At 51.7% G+C, this 17,687-nt stretch carries 16 protein-coding genes; 3 read left to right on the forward strand and 13 right to left on the reverse strand.

Annotated features, from left to right (window positions below; genetic code table 11):
* Positions 1–4: 4 nt before the first annotated feature.
* The 5 genes from odhB to AC6I1F_RS08330 all read right to left on the reverse strand — a co-directional run bounded on the left by odhB (position 5) and on the right by AC6I1F_RS08330 (position 8,293).
* Positions 5–1,246, reverse strand: a complete 1,242-nt coding sequence (gene odhB, locus AC6I1F_RS08310) for a 2-oxoglutarate dehydrogenase complex dihydrolipoyllysine-residue succinyltransferase (RefSeq protein ID WP_289162873.1) — start codon at positions 1,244–1,246, stop codon at positions 5–7.
* Between the two features lie 38 nt (positions 1,247–1,284).
* A complete protein-coding gene (locus AC6I1F_RS08315) occupies positions 1,285–4,143 on the reverse strand; it encodes a 2-oxoglutarate dehydrogenase E1 component (RefSeq protein WP_289162872.1) in 2,859 nt (952 codons plus the stop codon).
* Between the two features lie 248 nt (positions 4,144–4,391).
* Positions 4,392–5,798 (reverse strand): flavocytochrome c, encoded by a 1,407-nt coding sequence (locus tag AC6I1F_RS08320; protein WP_251450801.1) that lies wholly within the window; start codon positions 5,796–5,798, stop codon positions 4,392–4,394.
* A 100-nt stretch (positions 5,799–5,898) separates the two neighbouring features.
* Complete coding sequence (locus AC6I1F_RS08325; protein ID WP_160334305.1) at positions 5,899–6,522, reverse strand: response regulator transcription factor; 624 nt, start codon at positions 6,520–6,522, stop codon at positions 5,899–5,901.
* The gene (locus AC6I1F_RS08330; protein ID WP_497801731.1) at positions 6,482–8,293 is read right to left on the reverse strand and encodes a sensor histidine kinase; all 1,812 of its coding nucleotides are present in this window, start codon (positions 8,291–8,293) and stop codon (positions 6,482–6,484) included. The genes AC6I1F_RS08325 and AC6I1F_RS08330 overlap by 41 nt, the downstream gene beginning before the upstream one ends.
* Before the next feature lie 135 nt (positions 8,294–8,428).
* Here AC6I1F_RS08330 and AC6I1F_RS08335 point away from each other — a divergent pair, with 135 nt between their 5' ends.
* Positions 8,429–9,418 (forward strand): malate dehydrogenase, encoded by a 990-nt coding sequence (locus AC6I1F_RS08335; protein WP_289162865.1) that lies wholly within the window; start codon positions 8,429–8,431, stop codon positions 9,416–9,418.
* Between the two features lie 41 nt (positions 9,419–9,459).
* Positions 9,460–9,924, forward strand: coding sequence for a putative toxin-antitoxin system toxin component, PIN family (locus AC6I1F_RS08340; protein ID WP_289162864.1), 465 nt, complete (start codon positions 9,460–9,462; stop codon positions 9,922–9,924).
* Here AC6I1F_RS08340 and nagZ read toward each other — a convergent pair.
* The 4 genes from nagZ to recO are packed head-to-tail and all read right to left on the reverse strand — an operon-like array spanning position 9,878 to position 12,556.
* Entirely contained in the window at positions 9,878–10,951 is a 1,074-nt protein-coding gene (nagZ, locus tag AC6I1F_RS08345) for a beta-N-acetylhexosaminidase (protein WP_289162863.1), read from the reverse strand. The two genes, AC6I1F_RS08340 and nagZ, sit on opposite strands and share 47 nt — an antisense overlap.
* Positions 10,951–11,343: a holo-ACP synthase gene (gene acpS, locus AC6I1F_RS08350; RefSeq protein ID WP_251450809.1), complete on the reverse strand. Its 393-nt coding sequence runs from the start codon at positions 11,341–11,343 to the stop codon at positions 10,951–10,953. The genes nagZ and acpS overlap by 1 nt, the downstream gene beginning before the upstream one ends.
* On the reverse strand, positions 11,340–11,846 hold the full coding sequence (locus tag AC6I1F_RS08355; protein ID WP_160334311.1) for a DUF805 domain-containing protein: 507 nt from the start codon (positions 11,844–11,846) through the stop codon (positions 11,340–11,342). The genes acpS and AC6I1F_RS08355 overlap by 4 nt, the downstream gene beginning before the upstream one ends.
* Positions 11,847–11,851: 5 nt before the next feature.
* Positions 11,852–12,556 (reverse strand): DNA repair protein RecO, encoded by a 705-nt coding sequence (gene recO / locus AC6I1F_RS08360; protein ID WP_289162861.1) that lies wholly within the window; start codon positions 12,554–12,556, stop codon positions 11,852–11,854.
* Between the two features lie 249 nt (positions 12,557–12,805).
* Between recO and AC6I1F_RS08365 the strand changes: the two genes are divergently transcribed.
* A complete protein-coding gene (locus tag AC6I1F_RS08365; protein ID WP_290432613.1) occupies positions 12,806–14,176 on the forward strand; it encodes a dicarboxylate/amino acid:cation symporter in 1,371 nt (456 codons plus the stop codon).
* Here AC6I1F_RS08365 and AC6I1F_RS08370 read toward each other — a convergent pair.
* The 4 genes from AC6I1F_RS08370 to rnc form a co-directional block, all read right to left on the reverse strand.
* Positions 14,173–15,348: a C45 family autoproteolytic acyltransferase/hydrolase gene (locus AC6I1F_RS08370; protein WP_251569909.1), complete on the reverse strand. Its 1,176-nt coding sequence runs from the start codon at positions 15,346–15,348 to the stop codon at positions 14,173–14,175. The two genes, AC6I1F_RS08365 and AC6I1F_RS08370, sit on opposite strands and share 4 nt — an antisense overlap.
* A 136-nt stretch (positions 15,349–15,484) precedes the next feature.
* Positions 15,485–15,901, reverse strand: a complete 417-nt coding sequence (locus AC6I1F_RS08375; protein ID WP_251450816.1) for a hypothetical protein — start codon at positions 15,899–15,901, stop codon at positions 15,485–15,487.
* Between the two features lie 172 nt (positions 15,902–16,073).
* Complete coding sequence (gene era, locus AC6I1F_RS08380; RefSeq protein ID WP_251450818.1) at positions 16,074–16,991, reverse strand: GTPase Era; 918 nt, start codon at positions 16,989–16,991, stop codon at positions 16,074–16,076.
* Between the two features lie 3 nt (positions 16,992–16,994).
* Positions 16,995–17,681, reverse strand: coding sequence for a ribonuclease III (rnc, locus tag AC6I1F_RS08385; RefSeq protein ID WP_160334317.1), 687 nt, complete (start codon positions 17,679–17,681; stop codon positions 16,995–16,997).
* Between the last annotated feature and the right edge of the window lie 6 nt (positions 17,682–17,687).

The following is a 17,687-nucleotide window of genomic DNA, read 5'->3' on the forward strand; positions in this document are numbered from 1 at the left end:
TCTCCTACAGATCCAGCAGCAGACGAGCGGGATCTTCAAGCGCGTCGCGCATGGCAACAAGCGCTAATACGGCTTCTTTGCCGTCAATCAGACGATGGTCATAACTCATCGCCAGATAATTCATCGGCCGAATCACGACTTCGCCGTTCTCAGCGACGGGTCTCGGCTTCGTGCCGTGCACACCCAGAATCGCAGACTGCGGCGGATTGATGATCGGCGTTGAGAACAGGGATCCGTACACACCGCCGTTGGAAATCGTGAATGTGCCGCCTGTTAACTCTTCAAGCGTCAGCTTGCCGGACTTGGCGCGTGCAGCAAAGTCGGCGATTTCTCTCTCAATCTGCGCAAAACTCTTCTGATCGGCGTCACGAAGAACCGGCACGACAAGACCTCGCGGGGAACCCACTGCAATGCCGATATCAATGTAGCCGTGATAGATAATATCGCTGTCTTCGATCGAAGCGTTGATAATCGGGAACTGCTTTAACGCGTGTACCGCGGCCTTAACAAAGAAGCTCATAAAGCCGAGCTTGATGCCGTATTTCTTTTCAAAGCTTTCTTTGTACTTCGCTCTCAGCGCCATCACCGGCGCCATGTTCACTTCATTGAATGTCGTCAGAATGGCACAGTCGGACTGAGACTGAACAAGGCGTTCTGCAACGCGAACACGCAGACGGGACATCGGCACGCGCTGTTCAGGACGATCGCCGAACGCGGGAGAAAGTTCTGCGCGGGGTGCGGCTGCGGGTTTTGCTGCCGGCTTAACTTCCGGTTTTGCAGCCGGAGCGGGTGTCTTCAGCATTGAAAGCACATCCTGCTTTGTGATTCTTCCGCCCAAACCGGTTCCCGCGACTGCCGCCGCATCAATACCGCTGTTGGCCATCAGTTTCTCAGCCGCGGGCATCACGGTCGGCGCCTTCGGGGCTGCCGCAGTCTGCGCTGCGGGCCGAACGGGAGCGGCCTCCTCGGCCTTCGGTGCCTCCTCCTTGGGAGCGGATGCGACAGCCTCGGTATCAACCGTCGCAATCAGCTGATCACTCAATACGGAAGCACCGTTGGGCCGCTCGATACTTGAGAGCACTCCGTCAGCCGGAGAGGGAATTTCTAAAACGATTTTGTCGGTTTCGATCTCGATAAGAATTTCATCGGCCTTCACCGGCTCGCCAACCTTCTTTTTCCATTCAATCAGGCTCGCCTCGGAAACGGACTCCGACAGTTCGGGAACTTTAACTTCAACAATTGACATTTTTTTTACTCCGAATTCTTTACTGTTCTCTGTACAAACTACTTCGTCTGGATAAAACCTTTCAGGCGGCCAAAGGCATTCTCAAGAAGCTCTTTAAGCTGCTCGGCATGTTTGCCGGCATAGCCGACCGCCGGAGACGACGAAGCGGGACGTCCTGCGTATCCGAGTCTGGCTCCCGGAACCATTTCTTCCAGCAGATGATGCTGGACATAGAACCATGCGCCCTGATTCTGAGGCTCGTCCTGACACCAGACCACTTCAGAAGCAAACGGATAGCGCTTAAGCTCATCTCCGAGTGTCTTGTGCGGGAACGGATAAAGCTGTTCGATACGAATCACCGCGACATTGTCGATCTGATGATCGGCGCGATATTTAATCAGGTCGTAATAAACCTTGCCGGTACAGATTAAAACGCGGCGAACGTTATCAGGCTCAATCGGTTCGGATTCACCGATCACCATCTTGAAGCTTCCTTCGGCAAGCTCGGAGAGCTCGCTTGTCGCAAGTTTGTTTCTCAATAAGCTCTTCGGAGAGAAAACGATCAGAGGTTTGCGAACAGAACCCACCATTTGGCGGCGAAGCAGATGGAAAATCTGCGCGGCCGTTGTCGGCTGACAGATCAGCATATTGGTATCGGCGGCAAGCTGCAGATAGCGCTCCACGCGGGCTGAAGAATGTTCCGGGCCCTGACCTTCGTAACCGTGAGGAAGCAGCATGGTCAGTCCGCTCTTGCGGCCCCATTTCGCTTCGCCGGAACTGATGAACTGGTCGATCACGACCTGAGCGCCGTTTGCGAAATCGCCGAACTGCGCTTCCCAAATCGTCAGGCACTTCGGAGAAGAGCTCGCGTAGCCGTATTCAAACGCCAGAACAGATTCTTCCGACAGCACTGAGTCGATAACGGTAAATTTCGCCTGATGCTCAGAGAGGTGCTCAAGCGGGACCCAGATACCGGAATCCCAGCGATCGCGGTTCTGATCGTGCCAAACCGCATGACGATGACTGAATGTGCCGCGGCCGGAATCTTCACCCGAAATACGAACGGAATAGCCGCTCACGAGAAGCGTCGCAAAGGCGAGGTGTTCGGCAAGCCCCCAGTCCACACGCAGTGCACCGTCCTTCATCTGACGACGATCTCCGATGACTTTCTGCAGCAGCGGATGCAGTTTGAATCCTTCCGGAATTGTTGTGATGATGTCTGCAAGACGCTTCAGTTCATCAACCGGCACTCCGGTACGGACTTCTTCGCTCCAAAGCCCGTTAAAGCTTGACCAATCCACCGCATAAGGATTCTTAGAGGTAATGAGCGGCATTTCTCTCGGCGTTCTACCCTCTTCCAAATTCTTACGGAACTGAGCAACAAGCTCTTTGGCTTCTTCCTGAGAAACCACGCCCTGAAGCGCTAGTTTGTCGGCATAAACCTGACGCGTGCCCGGATGAACATTGATCTTCTTGTACATCAGAGGCTGTGTTAGGCTCGGAGTATCCTGTTCGTTGTGTCCGAGGCGGCGGAAGCAGACGATATCCACGACCACGTCGCGGTTAAAGCTCTTGCGGAATTCCATAGCAAGACGCGTCGCGTAGGCCACTGCTTCCGGGTCGTCACCATTCACATGAAGGACCGGCGCCTCAATCAGTTTTGCCGGATCCGTACAGTAAGTCATCGAACCCTTATCGCGCGGGTCCGACGTTGTGAAGCCGATCTGATTGTTAATGACGATATGCATCGTGCCGCCCGTGCCGTAACCGCGGGTATCGGCTAAATTGAGCGTTTCCATAACCACGCCCTGACCGGCGAACGCGGCGTCACCATGAACCATAACACCCATCACTCGGCGTCCCTTCGGATCATCTCGTCTGTCCTGACGGGCGCGCACACTGCCGACGACCACCGGATCAACAATTTCCAAGTGTGAGGGATTGAACGCAAGTGCTAAATGAATCGGGCCGGCCGCAGTGACAACATCGCTCGAGAAGCCGTTGTGATACTTAACGTCACCGGCTGGTAAATCCTTGCTCTTATATTTGCCCTCAAACTCTGCAAAGAGTTCGCTCGGAGATTTACCAAGCGTATTGACCAGAACATTCAGACGTCCGCGATGGGCCATACCGATGACCATTTCTTCGATGCCCTGTTCGGCACCCGCTTCTACAACTTCGTCGATAGAAACGATAAAGCTTTCGCCGCCCTCGAGAGAGAAGCGCTTCTGACCGACATATTTAGTATGCAGATAGCGCTCCAAACCTTCGGCCGCCGTGAGGCGCTGAAGGATGCGTTTTTTGGCTGCGTTGTCGTAGGAAGGAACCGAACGGTTCGGTTCTAGTTTCTGCTGCCACCAGCGCTTAATCACCGGATCGCTGATGTACATAAATTCAATGCCGAGGTCTCCGCAGTATGTCTGGCGCAATGCCGCGATCAGATCACGAAGCGTCATCTTATCGGCGCCGAAGTACGTATTTGCGGCGGAGAAGACGGTGTCCATATCCGCGTCGGAGAGTCCGTAGAAAGACGGCTCAAGTTCCGGAATCTTAGGACGTTCTCTGCGGTGCAAAGGGTCAAGATTTGCCCATCGGGCGCCGAGGAATCGGTATGCACCGATGATGGACTGAACGGCAACCTGTTTTCTTGCGATTTCGAGATCACCTTCGCTGACCGGGCAGCTGACGCCTCTTGGCTGCATAGCACGCTGAGCGAATGCCTCAATGATCGGAGCGTGCGGCACATCAGGTGTTTCCACGCGTCCGTCGGAAGCCGGAGTCTGCTGAAGGCGGTCAAAGAATTGGCGCCATTTCTCATCGATGGAAGCAGGATCTTCGAGATACTGCTCGTAGAGGTCTTCGACATAAGGAGCGTTGCTGCCGAAGAGGTAAGAAGTCTGAATTAATTCTTTTATCACAATTTCACCTTGGACAAATTTCTTGCCGCGTTAGGGTTCGTCGGTCGTGAGCGGACCTACAGACGCCTCGGGTTTCCCGAGAGTCTTCGTGTTTAAGAGGCAACACAAACTTAAATTATAGGTTTCTTTATGTTTACAGAGAAGAAAAAATGCGTGCCGATTCAGCAAAAAAATGCTGGGTAAGCAGAAAAATCAGCCCGAGGTTCCGGAGAGCCTCGGGCTGCTGCGATTTGACCTATTCGGTCAGATTAGTTTGCTGCTTTAGCGGCGTTAGCGCCTGCAATTCTTCCGAATGTCACGATATCCGCAACGGCGTTGCCGCCAACACGGTTACCGCCATGTACGCCGCCTGTGACTTCACCCGCTGCGAACAGTCCGGGAATCGGTTTTGCGGTTACGCCAATGACTTCCGCATTCTTATTGATTCTTACACCGCCCATCGTATGATGGATCGCCGGAGTAATCTGGAACGCGTACATCGGCCAGACATTGTTTGCCGCGATCATTTCAGGACGATCAAAGGCGGTATCTTTTTTCGTCTTGTAAGCTTCATCGTACTGCGCCATTGCGGCTTTCAGATTGGCTTCGGGAACACCCATCGCTTTAGCGAGTTCGGATACGTTATTTCCGGAAACTGCAAGTTTCTGGGCCACATAGCCGGCGGCCAGTTTGTTGGACTTGACGAGTTTGTCGTCAATCAGAAGCCATGCTTTTCCGGTAGGCTGCGCGAGCACGGCGGCGGCAACGACGTCACGGGGGAGAAGTTCGTTGACAAATCGTTTGCCTTCCTGATTGATCAGGTAACCGCCTCTGGCACGCATAGATTCTGAAATCAGGATACCTTTAACCGGAATAACGGTCGGATGAGCCTGAATTTCACGGAGATCGACAAAAGTAGAACCAACGCCCTTTGCCAACTCCAAACCCTCACCAAGAGCGCCCGGCTGATTTGTGGTCGCAAAGCCTTTGTATTCCGGTCTCAGAGAAGAAATCAGTTTGGCGTTTGCGCCAAATCCGCCGGTCGCAAGAACGACAGCTTTTGCGTCAATCGTGTATTCCTTTTTGTCTTTGCCTTCAACTTTGACGCCGACCACCTTACCGTCTTTTTCAATCAGCTGCGTGACTTTGCTGGAGGGACGAATCTGTACCGACGGAAGTTTTGATGCGGTGCTATACAGAGCTTTTACCACTGCCGCGCCAACCGGAGCTCCGTCACAGGGGCCGTGTCCGCGCGCTCTGGTCTGACCGCCGCCGCGGCCCATACGATGGCAGAACGGAGCGCCTAAAGACAGAAGCCACTGTTCGGCGTCCTTGGCGTTCTCAGCTAAAGTCAGGGTCAGTTCGGGATTGTTCAGATAATGGCCGCTCTTCTGAGCGTCTAAGCTCATAATCTGAGCTGAATCGTTTGTAATTCCGTGCTCAAGCTGCTGGAGCGTGCCTGCGGCATTCATACCGCCTTCGGCTCTGAGCGTGTTGCCGCCGATAATCGGCATTTTTTCGAGCACGATGACATTCTTACCGGCTTGAGCTGCTGTAACAGCCGCAGAGAGGCCGGCGCCGCCGGAACCCACCACGACGACATCCGCCTCTTCGGCGCTGACAGCAGTCATACCGAGACCGAGTGCACAAATAACCGCTAAAGATAATTTATTCATTGCCTTTCTCCTGAGATCAGATTAGTTGCAAAACGATGTTCGATGAAAGGAGTATCCGGTAAATCGGTACTTAAGTAGGAAGACAAAAATCAAATGTTCTTCAATTTTTTTCGTCAATGTGCGACAAAAGACGCGTAATGTCGGAGACCGACTGAAGTTTCAGCTTTCTCGAGGCGTTCTGCCGATGTACTTCCACGGTTCTCTCAGACAGCGACAGCCTCTCGGCAATTTCCTTATTGATCAGACCGGACGCCACAAGACGAATCACCTGTTTCTCCCGGTTGGTCAGCGTTTCAAACCGTTTAATCTCATCGGTTGATTCAATCGTCCAGCCTCGGTGACTTTCATCCCACTTCACCGCCTTGGCAACCGCTTCCAAAAGTCTTGACTCATTAAGCGGCTTCTGAATAAAGTCCACCGCGCCGTCCTTCATGGCCTGCACCGCCATGTCCAAGTCCCCGTGCCCGGTCAGAAAAATAACAGGAGTCGCGTATCCGCGAGAACGCATTTCTTCCAGCACTTCAAGACCGCTCATCCCGGGCATCGCTACGTCTAAAATCACGCAGCCGAGCACGGACGGGCTGTCGCCGACGAGGAAGTCTCTCCCGCCTGAATAACACTCTACGCACCAACCATCCGTTTCCAGAAGAAACTTCAGAGCACCGGAGAACGATGTGTCATCATCAACGATTCGTATGAGCGTTTTCTGCAGCCTTTTTTCCATGATTCGCCTCATGAAGCGGCAAAGTGATTAAAACACTAAGACCGCCGACGTTATTTCGACTAAAAGAGATCTTTCCGCCGTGGTTTTCAACTATTCCGCGAACAATCTGCAGTCCGAGCCCTAACCCGGTGGATTTGTCAGACTGTGCCGGTTCATTGAAAAGACTCAGCTTTTCTTCCGATAAATTTCCATTGTCACAGATCCTTAGCTCTGCGCGCTTTGCATCTTCAAAGATACTGACGGTAATCTTCGGGTGCTTGATATTCTGTCTGGTGAGCGCCTCGGACGCGTTTCTCAGCAGGTTGACAATACAAAGTTCTATTTCCAAGGCATTGACGTCTACTATCGCCCTACTGTTAAAGCGTGTCACAATCCCGGACTCTGAGCCTGTCTGTCGATTAAATTCACGAATAGACTTTGCCGCGAGCTCACTCAGCGCCAATGTCTGTCTTCCGCTGTCCCGACCTTTAGCGTATTGTCTTACCCGATCGACAATTGCGGATGCCATATCCGCGTCTGCACGCATCTCTTCAAGTACCTCCTTCATCTTCGCTTCCGTGAGCGTGCCGGCTTCAGAGGCGCGCTGAAGCGCTCTGGCGTATAACTTAATACTCGCTAAAGGCTGATTCAGTTCATGCGCGATCAGTCCGGAGACCTGACCGACAACCCCGGCTCTCTGCATTCTTAAAAGTCTTTCGTTAGCAGCTTTTGCCTCTTGAAACGTCTTATTCTCCCGCTCAAGAGAGACTCTGAGCTGTCGAGTCCGCCGCTCTACAAGTTTGGAGACTAAGTACGTGTAAGTGAGCAAAAGAAGAAGCATTGCGCCGGCGCCTAACAAGACGTACTTGTATTCGTGAAGCATCCGCCCAAACCAAAGCCTGCTGAATCGTTGGTAAGCACCGAGATTCAGCGCGCGAAGGAGCGTATCAAGTTCAGTGTAGTCGTTCGCGACCGACCAATGAATCCCAAGCGCGGTCGGTTTCTGATGAATAAGCGCGGCTGTTACCGCCGAAACATAAGCCGCCGGAAGATTCGGGCTTGAACCAATACTCCAATTAGGATACAGCGCAGTCGAATGCAGGCAGATATGTTCGTCTTCCGGCTGAAGGTTAATAAATTTCAATCGAGTCGGATCCACAACTTTTCGATTGACGGCATCTTCCAAATAACAAACTCTAAGAATGCCGACATCTGCTTTTCCTGTCAGCACATCTTCGATGATCTTGTCTCGGTCAAGCCCGTAAAAAGAGGTCCCGGAAAAGAACTGCTGAGGGTTGTAGCCGGCTTTAGCCACTTCGCCCATCGCCGCAAGATACATTCCGAACGCAGTCACTCTGCCGGCCGCCGCCTTTTTTCCTTTTAAATCGTCAATCGTGTTCAAGTCCTTTCGATCGGCATTCACGATGATGAGCGAACCTTCGCTTTTATTCGGATCTTTGGAAAACGGCGATGAGGCGGTCACCATGTCGCGCAGCCCGATATCCTGAAACCGGCGAACCGTGCTGCTCGTTGCGAGATAAAAATCCGCCGTCTTCTTCTCCATCATCTCTTCGATTTCCGGAAGCTCGGCGTATTTCACTTCCAGCCTGCGCGGGTATACATTCCGACGAATGGTTTCAATCGTTTTGTTAACGAATGCCTGATTCAGCAGCGGATTAACTGCAGAATTAATAACGAACACAAGCGGCGGATGCGCTTTTACTTCGGCAAAAGCAACCGGCGCACACAAAAGCTCGACAGCGATCAGAGAAATCAGGATAAAAGGCTTCATGAGGAAATTCTATCGAACATACGAATGAAACTAAATCCGCGGTATCCGCCTAAAAAGCGTTCTCCTCAAACCCAGCTGATAAAATAATTAGGTTGTGTTCAATTAAATCTTTATAGAACTAAGGAGATACTCCAAATGAAAAAACCAATTAAGGTCGCCGTCACAGGAGCTGCGGGCCAGATCGGATATTCGCTACTCTTCCGTATTTGCTCAGGCGACATGCTCGGAAAGGATCAGCCTATCGATCTTATGCTGCTCGAACGCAACAACGAAGCTTCCATGGCCGCCTCCCGCGGAGTCATCATGGAATTGGACGACTGTGCTTTCCCGCTCCTTAACAGCGTCAGCTCCTCCTGCTGCGCTAAAGAGTGCTTCGCCGATGCTCAGATCGCATTGCTCGTCGGCGCCCGTCCTCGTTCCGCCGACATGCAGCGCTCCGATCTGCTTGCCGCCAACGCTCAGATTTTCGTTGAACAGGGCCGCGCCATGAACGAAGTCGCTGACCCCAACATTAAGGTTCTCGTCGTCGGCAACCCCTGCAACACCAACGCTTATATTGCCCGCCGCTGCGCTCCGAATCTGAATCCGCGCAACTTCACAGCAATGATGCGCTTGGACCAGAACCGCACTTTCTCTCAAATTGCACACAAGCTGGACTGCAAAGTCACCGATATTGAAAAGCTTCCTGTATGGGGCAATCACGGCGGCACAATGTTCCCTGACCTTACCAACGCCACGGTTCGCGGCGAAGCGGTCATGAACCTCATCGACCAGACTTGGTACACAGAAGATTTAATCCCGACTGTCGCTTCCCGCGGAAGCGCAATTATTAAAGCACGCGGCCACTCTTCCGCCGCTTCTGCCGCGAACGCGGCGATCGACCATGTCCGTGACTGGGTCAACGGCTCCAACGGCCGCTGGGTCACAATGGCTGTTCCTTCTGACGGCTCTTACGGCGTTCCTGAAGGTCTCACCTTCGGCTTCCCGGTCGTCTGCAAAGACGGTGACTATGAAATCGTTAAAGGTCTTGAACTTTCCGACTTCCAGAAAGAAAGAATCGCTAAGAATGTCAAAGCACTGACCGAAGAAAGAGAAATCGTCGATCAGATCATTGCACAGGCCTAACCGACTCTGATATCGGGCCGCGAAAGCGGCCCTTTCCTTTTATGCAGACCGTAATCTTTGATACCAATCTCCTGCTTGATTTCTTTGTTTTCCGCGATAAAACAACCGCTCCGCTTTGGGAGGCTGCCTGCGCGGGACAATTCCGAACCGTCACAACACAGGAGGCGATTGATGAGTTCAGAGATGTACTGACCAGACCGGCTTTTAATCTGACGCAAAAGGCTCAGGAAGAAGCGCTTAAAGACTTTTTATCCGTCGCAGAAAACGTGGCAGTCACAACTGAAGCACAGGCACGGTGCAGAGACCCTTTGGATCAGAAATTCATCGATCTCGCAGTGAGCGAGGCGCCTGCCGTTCTCATCACCAAAGATAAATTGGTGCTTCGCTGCGCGAAAAGAATAAAAAAGACCGGCTCAGTGATTTGCTCACCAAGCACGGCCTTACTGAATCCCGATCTCGTTAAAACGCCGCAGCCGTCTCCGCTTTCTGATTCAGTTCAGCGTTAAACGCCTCAATCATCTCCACACACGTCTTGTAGTTGGCATTCAGTTCAAGCCCGTCACGGCTCGGGAATTTGCCGCGCGGAAGAATTCTGGCCAAACGCTCATCAAAGAGTTTTGTGCGAATCCAGCGCTGGTTGGCGAGAACCTGCTGAACTCCGTCCGGATCGTTGCAGATCAGGATCATGTCGCATCCGGCAGCAAACGCCGCGTCACTGCGGGCGGTAATCTCACCGATCTCCGCCGCGCCCTTCATGCTCAGGTCGTCACTGAAAATCAAACCTGTGAATCCAAGTCTTGTCCGAAGCTCTTCCTGAAGCCATTTCTTAGAAAAGCCTGCAGGAGCGGAATCGACCTGAGAATAGGTCACGTGCGCGGGCATCACTGATGTCAGGAGTACGCCCAGAGATTTATACGGAACTTCATCATTGCTGCGAATATCCGATAAGGGCCTGTCATCCACCGGAAGCTCAACATGAGAATCCGCAGACGCATAGCCGTGTCCCGGGAAATGCTTGCCGCAGCAGGCCATTCCGGCCTGGGACATTCCGCCGATCAGCGCGGTCGCAAGAATGCTCACAACTCTCGGATTGCGATGGAATGAACGCGTGCCGATAACCGCGCTCTGACCGTAGTCCAAGTCCAGACAGGGCGCAAAGGTGAAATCCACACCGCAGGCACGAAGTTCAGCAGCCATAACCAAACCGCAGGCTGCCGCCAGACTATGTGCGCGCTGCGGCTCTTTATCATAAAGCCGACCAAGTGAATTCATCGAAGGAATGCGGGTAAAACCCTCACGGAATCTCTGAATTCTGCCGCCTTCATGGTCCACGCCGATAATCAGCGGGGGATTGCGCAGCGCGTGAATGTCATGCGTCAGATTGTGCAGCTGATCGATATTCTCGAAATTGCGTGTGAACAAAATCACCATGCCGACCATCGGATGCTGAAGAAGCTTGATTTCTTCATCCGTCAGTTCCGTTCCGGCAATATCAACCACCAAGGGTCCAAGCGGACGATCTACTTTTTCCATTAATCTTTCCTTTCGCAAATCACTACGGCGATCGCCGTAGTTTCACAATCGCTCAGCGAGATGTGAAACCGCATCGCGCGGCTTTCTATTTCCTCGGCAAGCGCGCCTCCAAACTTCAGGTACGGCGCCCCGAGCTCATTGTTCAGCACACTGATATCGCCAAAATTGACGCTTCCTCTGAAACCGGTGCCCATCGCCTTTGAAAACGCTTCCTTCGCCGCCCAGCGGGAGGCTAGGTAGCGCAGACCTCGGACACGCGATAGCGAATTTCTATGATCATATACAACCCGCTCGTCTTCAGACAACACCGTACGGGCAAAATTAGGCTGTCTTGTGCAGGCTTTCTCTATTCGGGCGATTTCTACGATATCGCAGCCCAAGCCGCCGATCATTTGTCCTCTCCGCTGCCGCTGTACTTACCCCAGCGATTATCCTCCGGAAAACTCGGAAGACTCATCACGCCGAATGAAACCGCGGTGAGCGCGCCTAACGGCGCCCAAATAAACCAGTTGTAGCTCTGCATCATCGCGAATTCCGCAAGGCAGTAAAAGATCAGAATCTGCGGCATCCATGCCCACAGCGCGGATTTGTTGGCGTCGTGAAGACGACGCACCGAAATCGCTGCGGACGGTACCGCAATGTAAAGCCAGCCGCAGATCAGAAGTCCGAGAAATACTAAAACCGTATCTGTCGCGGTATCGCTGATCCACATCAGGACGGCTAAATAAAGTACGGTAAAAATCCAAAAGCGATAAAAACGAGCTCTGCCCGTGCGCCCTCCGAAATCGGTATAGCCGATCGTCATATCAAGATAAAGATCTCGAATCACAGGCGGCATTTTGTCGACGTAGGAAGCCAGTTCAAAAGGATTTTTTCCGGGTGTCGGATTTTTCATAACTGCTAAATCTTTTTAAGTTCATTAAGGATCCGCCGGGTGTTCAGCGGAATTTCCTCGAGATAATAACCGATAAGGTCACGGGTTAACATTCGGGCTTCCCTCTCCTGCTCTCCGGGCTGCAGAGTTCTGGAAATCAGCGCGCTCAGCGTATCGGAAGAGACTCCGGCGTTTTCCAAAGCGGTGTTGTCCGAAGCGATCAGATCCCCCACCACAAAGCGATATCTCGATGCCGGAAAGGGACCCTCAGGCAGGCCGTAACCAAGTGCGTTCAGAAAATCAAGCTCAAAGTAGCGCAGCGTCACAAGCGGCTCTTCGCCCGAAGCGAGTTTCTTCAGTGTCTCGTAGTAGGATTTAAACAGCACCTGCTCCGGAACTCCTCTGGGCAAAAGCCGCACCAGAAGCTCATTGATATAAAACGCCGACATCAGAAACTTTTCTCCGAGGGGAATCGTGCCGTACCATTCCGCACGAATCAGATTCTTAATCTCGCCTTTGCCGGAGTAAGAAATCGCAAGCGGACAAAAGGGATTTAACAAACCCCTGTATTGGGACATCGGGCGCTTTGCGCCTCTTGCAACAAGCGACATGCGGCCGAAATCGCGCGTAAAAAACTCCACGATCAGACTGGTCTCCTTCCAGGGATACGTGTGCAGCACAAAAGCGGGCTGCCCGTTGACGCGAAAGTCCGAACGAGCTTTTTCTGCCATTTAAAACAATATCCTTTCATCAGTGGTCCGACTATTTTAGCGGCTGCAGACGGCACGGCTCAAATCGAGAACTCTCTGTTACGCATATGCATCTCTCACCTCTGTCAACGGTTTCCGGGGATCAGAAACATTTAGTCACGGACTTTATAAGGGTAACCTCTAATTCATCGTATATATTAGATATAAATACCTGTAGTTAAGTGCTTTTACTAATTACAAATACGTTATTTGGTTTTTAGGAGCGGAACAATGAAAAAACCTTTTTACAAGGTCCTTTATGTACAGGTGCTTGCTGCTATCGCTCTCGGCGTCCTGCTAGGCTTCTTTTGGCCGGAACTTGGTGCGAAGATGAAGCCGCTTGGAGACGGCTTCATCAAGCTAATTAAAATGCTCATCGCTCCGGTCATTTTCTGCACTGTCGTCACCGGCATCGCCGGTATGGAAAACATGAAGAAAGTCGGCAAGGTCGGAGGCTTAGCTCTTCTCTACTTCGAGGCGGTGACGACGCTCGCACTGATCATCGGTCTTCTCATGGTGAATCTCTTTCAGCCGGGAAGCGGCATGCATGTGGACCCGTCCACACTCGACATGAGTTCGGTATCAATGTACGCGGCCTCAGAAAAGCCGCAGTCAACACTTGATTTCATATTTCACATTATTCCGTCTACCGTTGTCGGCGCCTTTGCCGAAGGAGAAATCCTCCAGGTTTTATTCTTCTCGGTCATCTTCGGGTTCGCTCTGCAGCATCTGGGCGGCGTTAACCATCCGGTCTACAGTCTGATTAAGAAAGGATCCGACATCCTTTTCACCATGATCGGATGGATCATGAAAGTCGCTCCGATCGGTGCATTCGGCGCTATGGCGTTTACCATCGGCAAATATGGTATTCATACACTGATCCCGCTCGGTAAACTGATGTTGGTTTTTTACGCCACCTGTCTGTTTTTCATTATCTTTATTCTCGGCGCGATCTGTCGAAGCTGTGGGTTTTCTCTTTTTAAATATCTTGCCTACATTAAAGAGGAACTTTTAATTGTGCTCGGCACGTCTTCATCCGAGGCGGTTCTTCCGCAGATGATGAAGAAAATGGAACAAGCTGGCGTCAGTAAATCCGTAAGCGGCCTTGTCATTCCGACCGGTTACTCGTTCAACCTTGACGGTACAGCGATCTATCTGACAATTGCCGCAGTCTTTATCGCACAGGCCTGCGATATTCAAATGACGCTCAGCCAGCAGATCACGCTGCTTCTGGTGCTCCTTCTGACAAGTAAAGGAGCAGCCGGTGTCTCGGGTTCCGGCTTCATCGTACTTGCAGCAACATTGAGCGCAGTCGGTGATGTCCCAGTCGCCGGACTTGCGCTTATCCTTGGCGTAGATCGTTTCATGAGCGAAGCACGTTCCATCACCAACATGATCGGAAACGGCATCGCCTGTGTCGTCGTCGGCCGCTGCGTAGGTGAGCTGGATAAAGCGCGGCTCACCAAGATGCTTACCGCCAAACGCGACATCATCGCGGATCTGGAAGCCGACCTCGGGAAAGTCGAAGAGAAATTAGGGGGCGAGCTCACTTCCGCTGTTAACGAAACAGCCCTGCTGCCCGCAAAAGGCCTAAACGATTAGAGTCGGTATTCGGAAATTTTCCCTTCACACGGGTATCCTGCGCTAATCCACAGAATACCCGAAGTCACGTCCATCACCATGGCGTAAACCGTGCAGTAGCGCTCTCCGCTCTGGCGAGGATCTTCGTGATAACAAACGGATTCCGGATAAAGTTCATGATCGCTCAGCAGTCGGAAAAGTCCTTTCATGCCGATCGGTCCCTTCATCTTGGAGAGCTGTCTCTGCACCCCGTTCAGCCGCGTATAGGTTGAGGAAATAAAACTCTTGGAAACGTCTTTAGGCGCAATCAGAGCGGACAGATAATGATTGGTGTGAACGAGCGCCTCGCCTTTACTCATGATCACATCAAATGCGTCCGGAGAAAATTCAACCTGCATCTCATAATTGCTGCGCGAAGCGATATTAAAGACTCCGGAACCAGCCCTAGGAACAGCCGAAACCGCCTTTAGAGCTTCTGTCGGCAGGCTTGAATTCAGAATATTGCGCATCATCAGATGCAGCGGCATGCCGATTTTGCCTTTGCCGACGGAAGCGGCATTGAGACAGACGCCAAGACCCTCGGAATTCAGCCCCTTGCCTCCGACCAAACCGGCCTCGCAGACCATCAGAATCTCAGGGCGGCCTTCCTGCTCCACTTTCAGAATCACGGAGTTGGATCTTGCCTTTGCAAGCCAGTCCCAGGTTTGCCCCATGAACACATTGCCGCCTTCACCTAATTCAGCCGGAACCATAATGCAGGTACATGCGTCCGAGTTTGCAAACAAAACTTCGCTTCGGCAATTCAGCGTGAGAATGTCTTCAAAAGATTTTCCGCTTCCCTGTGCGATTCCCTTCATTTCCTCAATGGACTCAGGACTGTACTTTTGAATGACCGGTAAAAATTTTGCCGCCAGCGACTTCGCTTTCTCCCAGTCAATGCCTGCGGATGACTGAAAGACCGATGCATAAAACTTAATGTTTCTGTCTATCTGCTCAGCGGCACTTTGACCGTACGTGACGCCCCTTTGCTGCGCGGAACCTTTCAATTCGATAAAAGGATAGAAGGGCTGCTTTTCAATTTCAGGCGAATGAATGTTAGGGACCGACAGCTCCGAGGCGACTTTCGCCTGCGCAGCAAAACCACAGAAAGCGCTGCTGACAAGCGCGGCGATAAATTTTCTTCGGATGATCATTTGTTCAAGTATTTGTAAGTTCGATCTTGGAATTATGACCGTTTATTGCTTGAAATACCCGCCCGTCCGTAGATATTTTTAGCATACAAAAAAAAATCGGGACTCGACGTCCCGATTTATTTTGTTTGCAAGACTTTTACTTAGTCAGGAGTCTTGTCAGTTTGGTGATGCAGTCACGGCGCCAGAAGAGATGGTTCTTGCGCACAGGCTCTCCGCCGAGGCTTTCGCAGTAAAGGTCCAAAGCTTTTTCAAGCGATTTCTTTGCTTCCGGGCCTTCAACTCCGAGAAGCTTGTTGATACGGTTGACCGCAATGACAGTCTTGTCATTGCTCTTGGTACCCGAGCCGTATGCAATCCATCTTGCAGGGATGAAATGCATCGCATCGTCCCAAATATACACAGCGAAATACTCGCCTCTCTTGACAATGTCCAGACGATCCTTCTTGCTGAGTTTTTCAAATGCGCGAATGTTCTTAACCAGAGCTTTACGGCTGTCTGCGAGGTTCTTCTGATAACGGACGTTCTCACGTTCGAGAGTGTATTGCTTATTCAATTTACGCCTCCGTATCTGACGATATATCTGTAATCCGTGCATCCTAACGAACTTACACGATAATAAGTAATTACCCTGACCTTTTTGAGCACCTTTCCCGTTTTTCAGGCATAAGAAAAACCTCCGAACCCAATCTTGAGTCGGAGGCTTAATGTCCTAAAAAGCTTACAGATTACTGACCATAGCCGAGAGACTTGAGAACACCGGCATCGTCGCCCCAGCCCTTGCGAACTCGAACCCAGACTTCCAGATAAACTTTCTTGCCAAGCATTTCTTCAATATCTTCGCGCGCCAGTCTGGAAATTTCACGAAGTTTCGCGCCTTTTTCGCCGATCACGATGCCTTTATGGCTTTCGCGGTTAACGATCAGTGTCGCAAAGATTCGCGCAAGCTTGTCGGTTTCTTCCCACTTATCGATCATGACGGCGACACCGTACGGCAGCTCATCGCCCAAGAGGCGGAAAGCCTTCTCACGAATAATTTCCGCAGCCAGGAAGCGCGGAGATTTATCCGTATAAATGTCGTCTTCAAACAGTTTGTCGCCTTCCGGAAGGAACTTTCTGATCACTTCAAGAAGTACCTTGAGCTGACGACCCTTCTCTGCGCTCACAGGGACGACTTCGGCAAACGGGAACTTCTGCATCGACTCGGTAATGAGAGGAAGCATCGCCTCGCTTTCCTTAACTTCATCGGTCTTGTTGATCGCAAGAATGACATTCTTTGCTTCTTTTGAAAGAAGCGAGAGAACCGTCAGGTCTTCGGGACGCCAGCCGGTCGCTTCAATGACGAGAACCACCGCATCAACGTCCGCAAGGCTCGATTTAACTGACTGATTCATTCTGGACAAAAGTTCAGAAGAATGTTTCGTTTGGAAACCCGGTGTGTCCACAAAGATATACTGGGTGTCGTCGGTGGTTAATACACCCATGATGCGGTCTCGTGTGGTCTGCGGTTTCTTGCTCGTGATGCTGACCTTCTCGCCGACAAGTGCGTTGATCAGAGTGCTCTTGCCGACGTTCGGACGGCCGATCACGGCAACATATCCGCTGCGGAATTCTTTAGTTTCTTCTGTAACTGTGTTTTCTGTCATAACTTAGCCTTTCAATTTCTTAACGGCTTCGCTGTCCAGAGCTTTCTGCGCGGCTTCCTGTTCCGCCTGTCTGCGGGAACGGCCGACGCCTTGAAGGTTAATGTCCAGTTTTGGAACGCTCACGCTCACCAGGAACTCCTGATCGTGCGGCAGTCCGCGAACCTCCAGTACTTCATACACCGGCAGACCGTAATGATGGCCCTGCAGTACTTCCTGCAGGCGGGTCTTCGGGTCTTTGCCCAGCGTATCCGGCGTCAGCTTGCTCAGCATCGGCTCATATAAGCGAATGATGACAGTTTGCGCCGATTCGAAGCCGGAGTCGGTGAAAACCGCCCCAAATATGGCTTCTACTGCATCCGCAATGGTTGACGGACGACGATTTCCTCCGGTATGCAGCTCACCCTCGCCAACGCGAAGGAATTCGGAAATACCGATGCGTTCTGCGATTTCCGCAAGGGCGGACTGTTTGACAAGGTTGCTGCGAACGCGTGAAAGAGAACCCTCGTCAAAATGCTTGTCCTTCAAAAATAAGGCGTTGCCGATGACGCAGTTCAGCACGGAGTCTCCGAGAAACTCCAAACGCTCGTTGTTTTCCGAAGAAAAAGAGCGGTGTGTCATCGCGCGCTTCAAAAGCGATTCGTTTTTGAACTTATAACCGATTCTATTTTCAAGTTCACTGAGAGGCAGCATATTTGC

Source organism: Parasutterella sp. St.1A3, assembly GCF_059728705.1.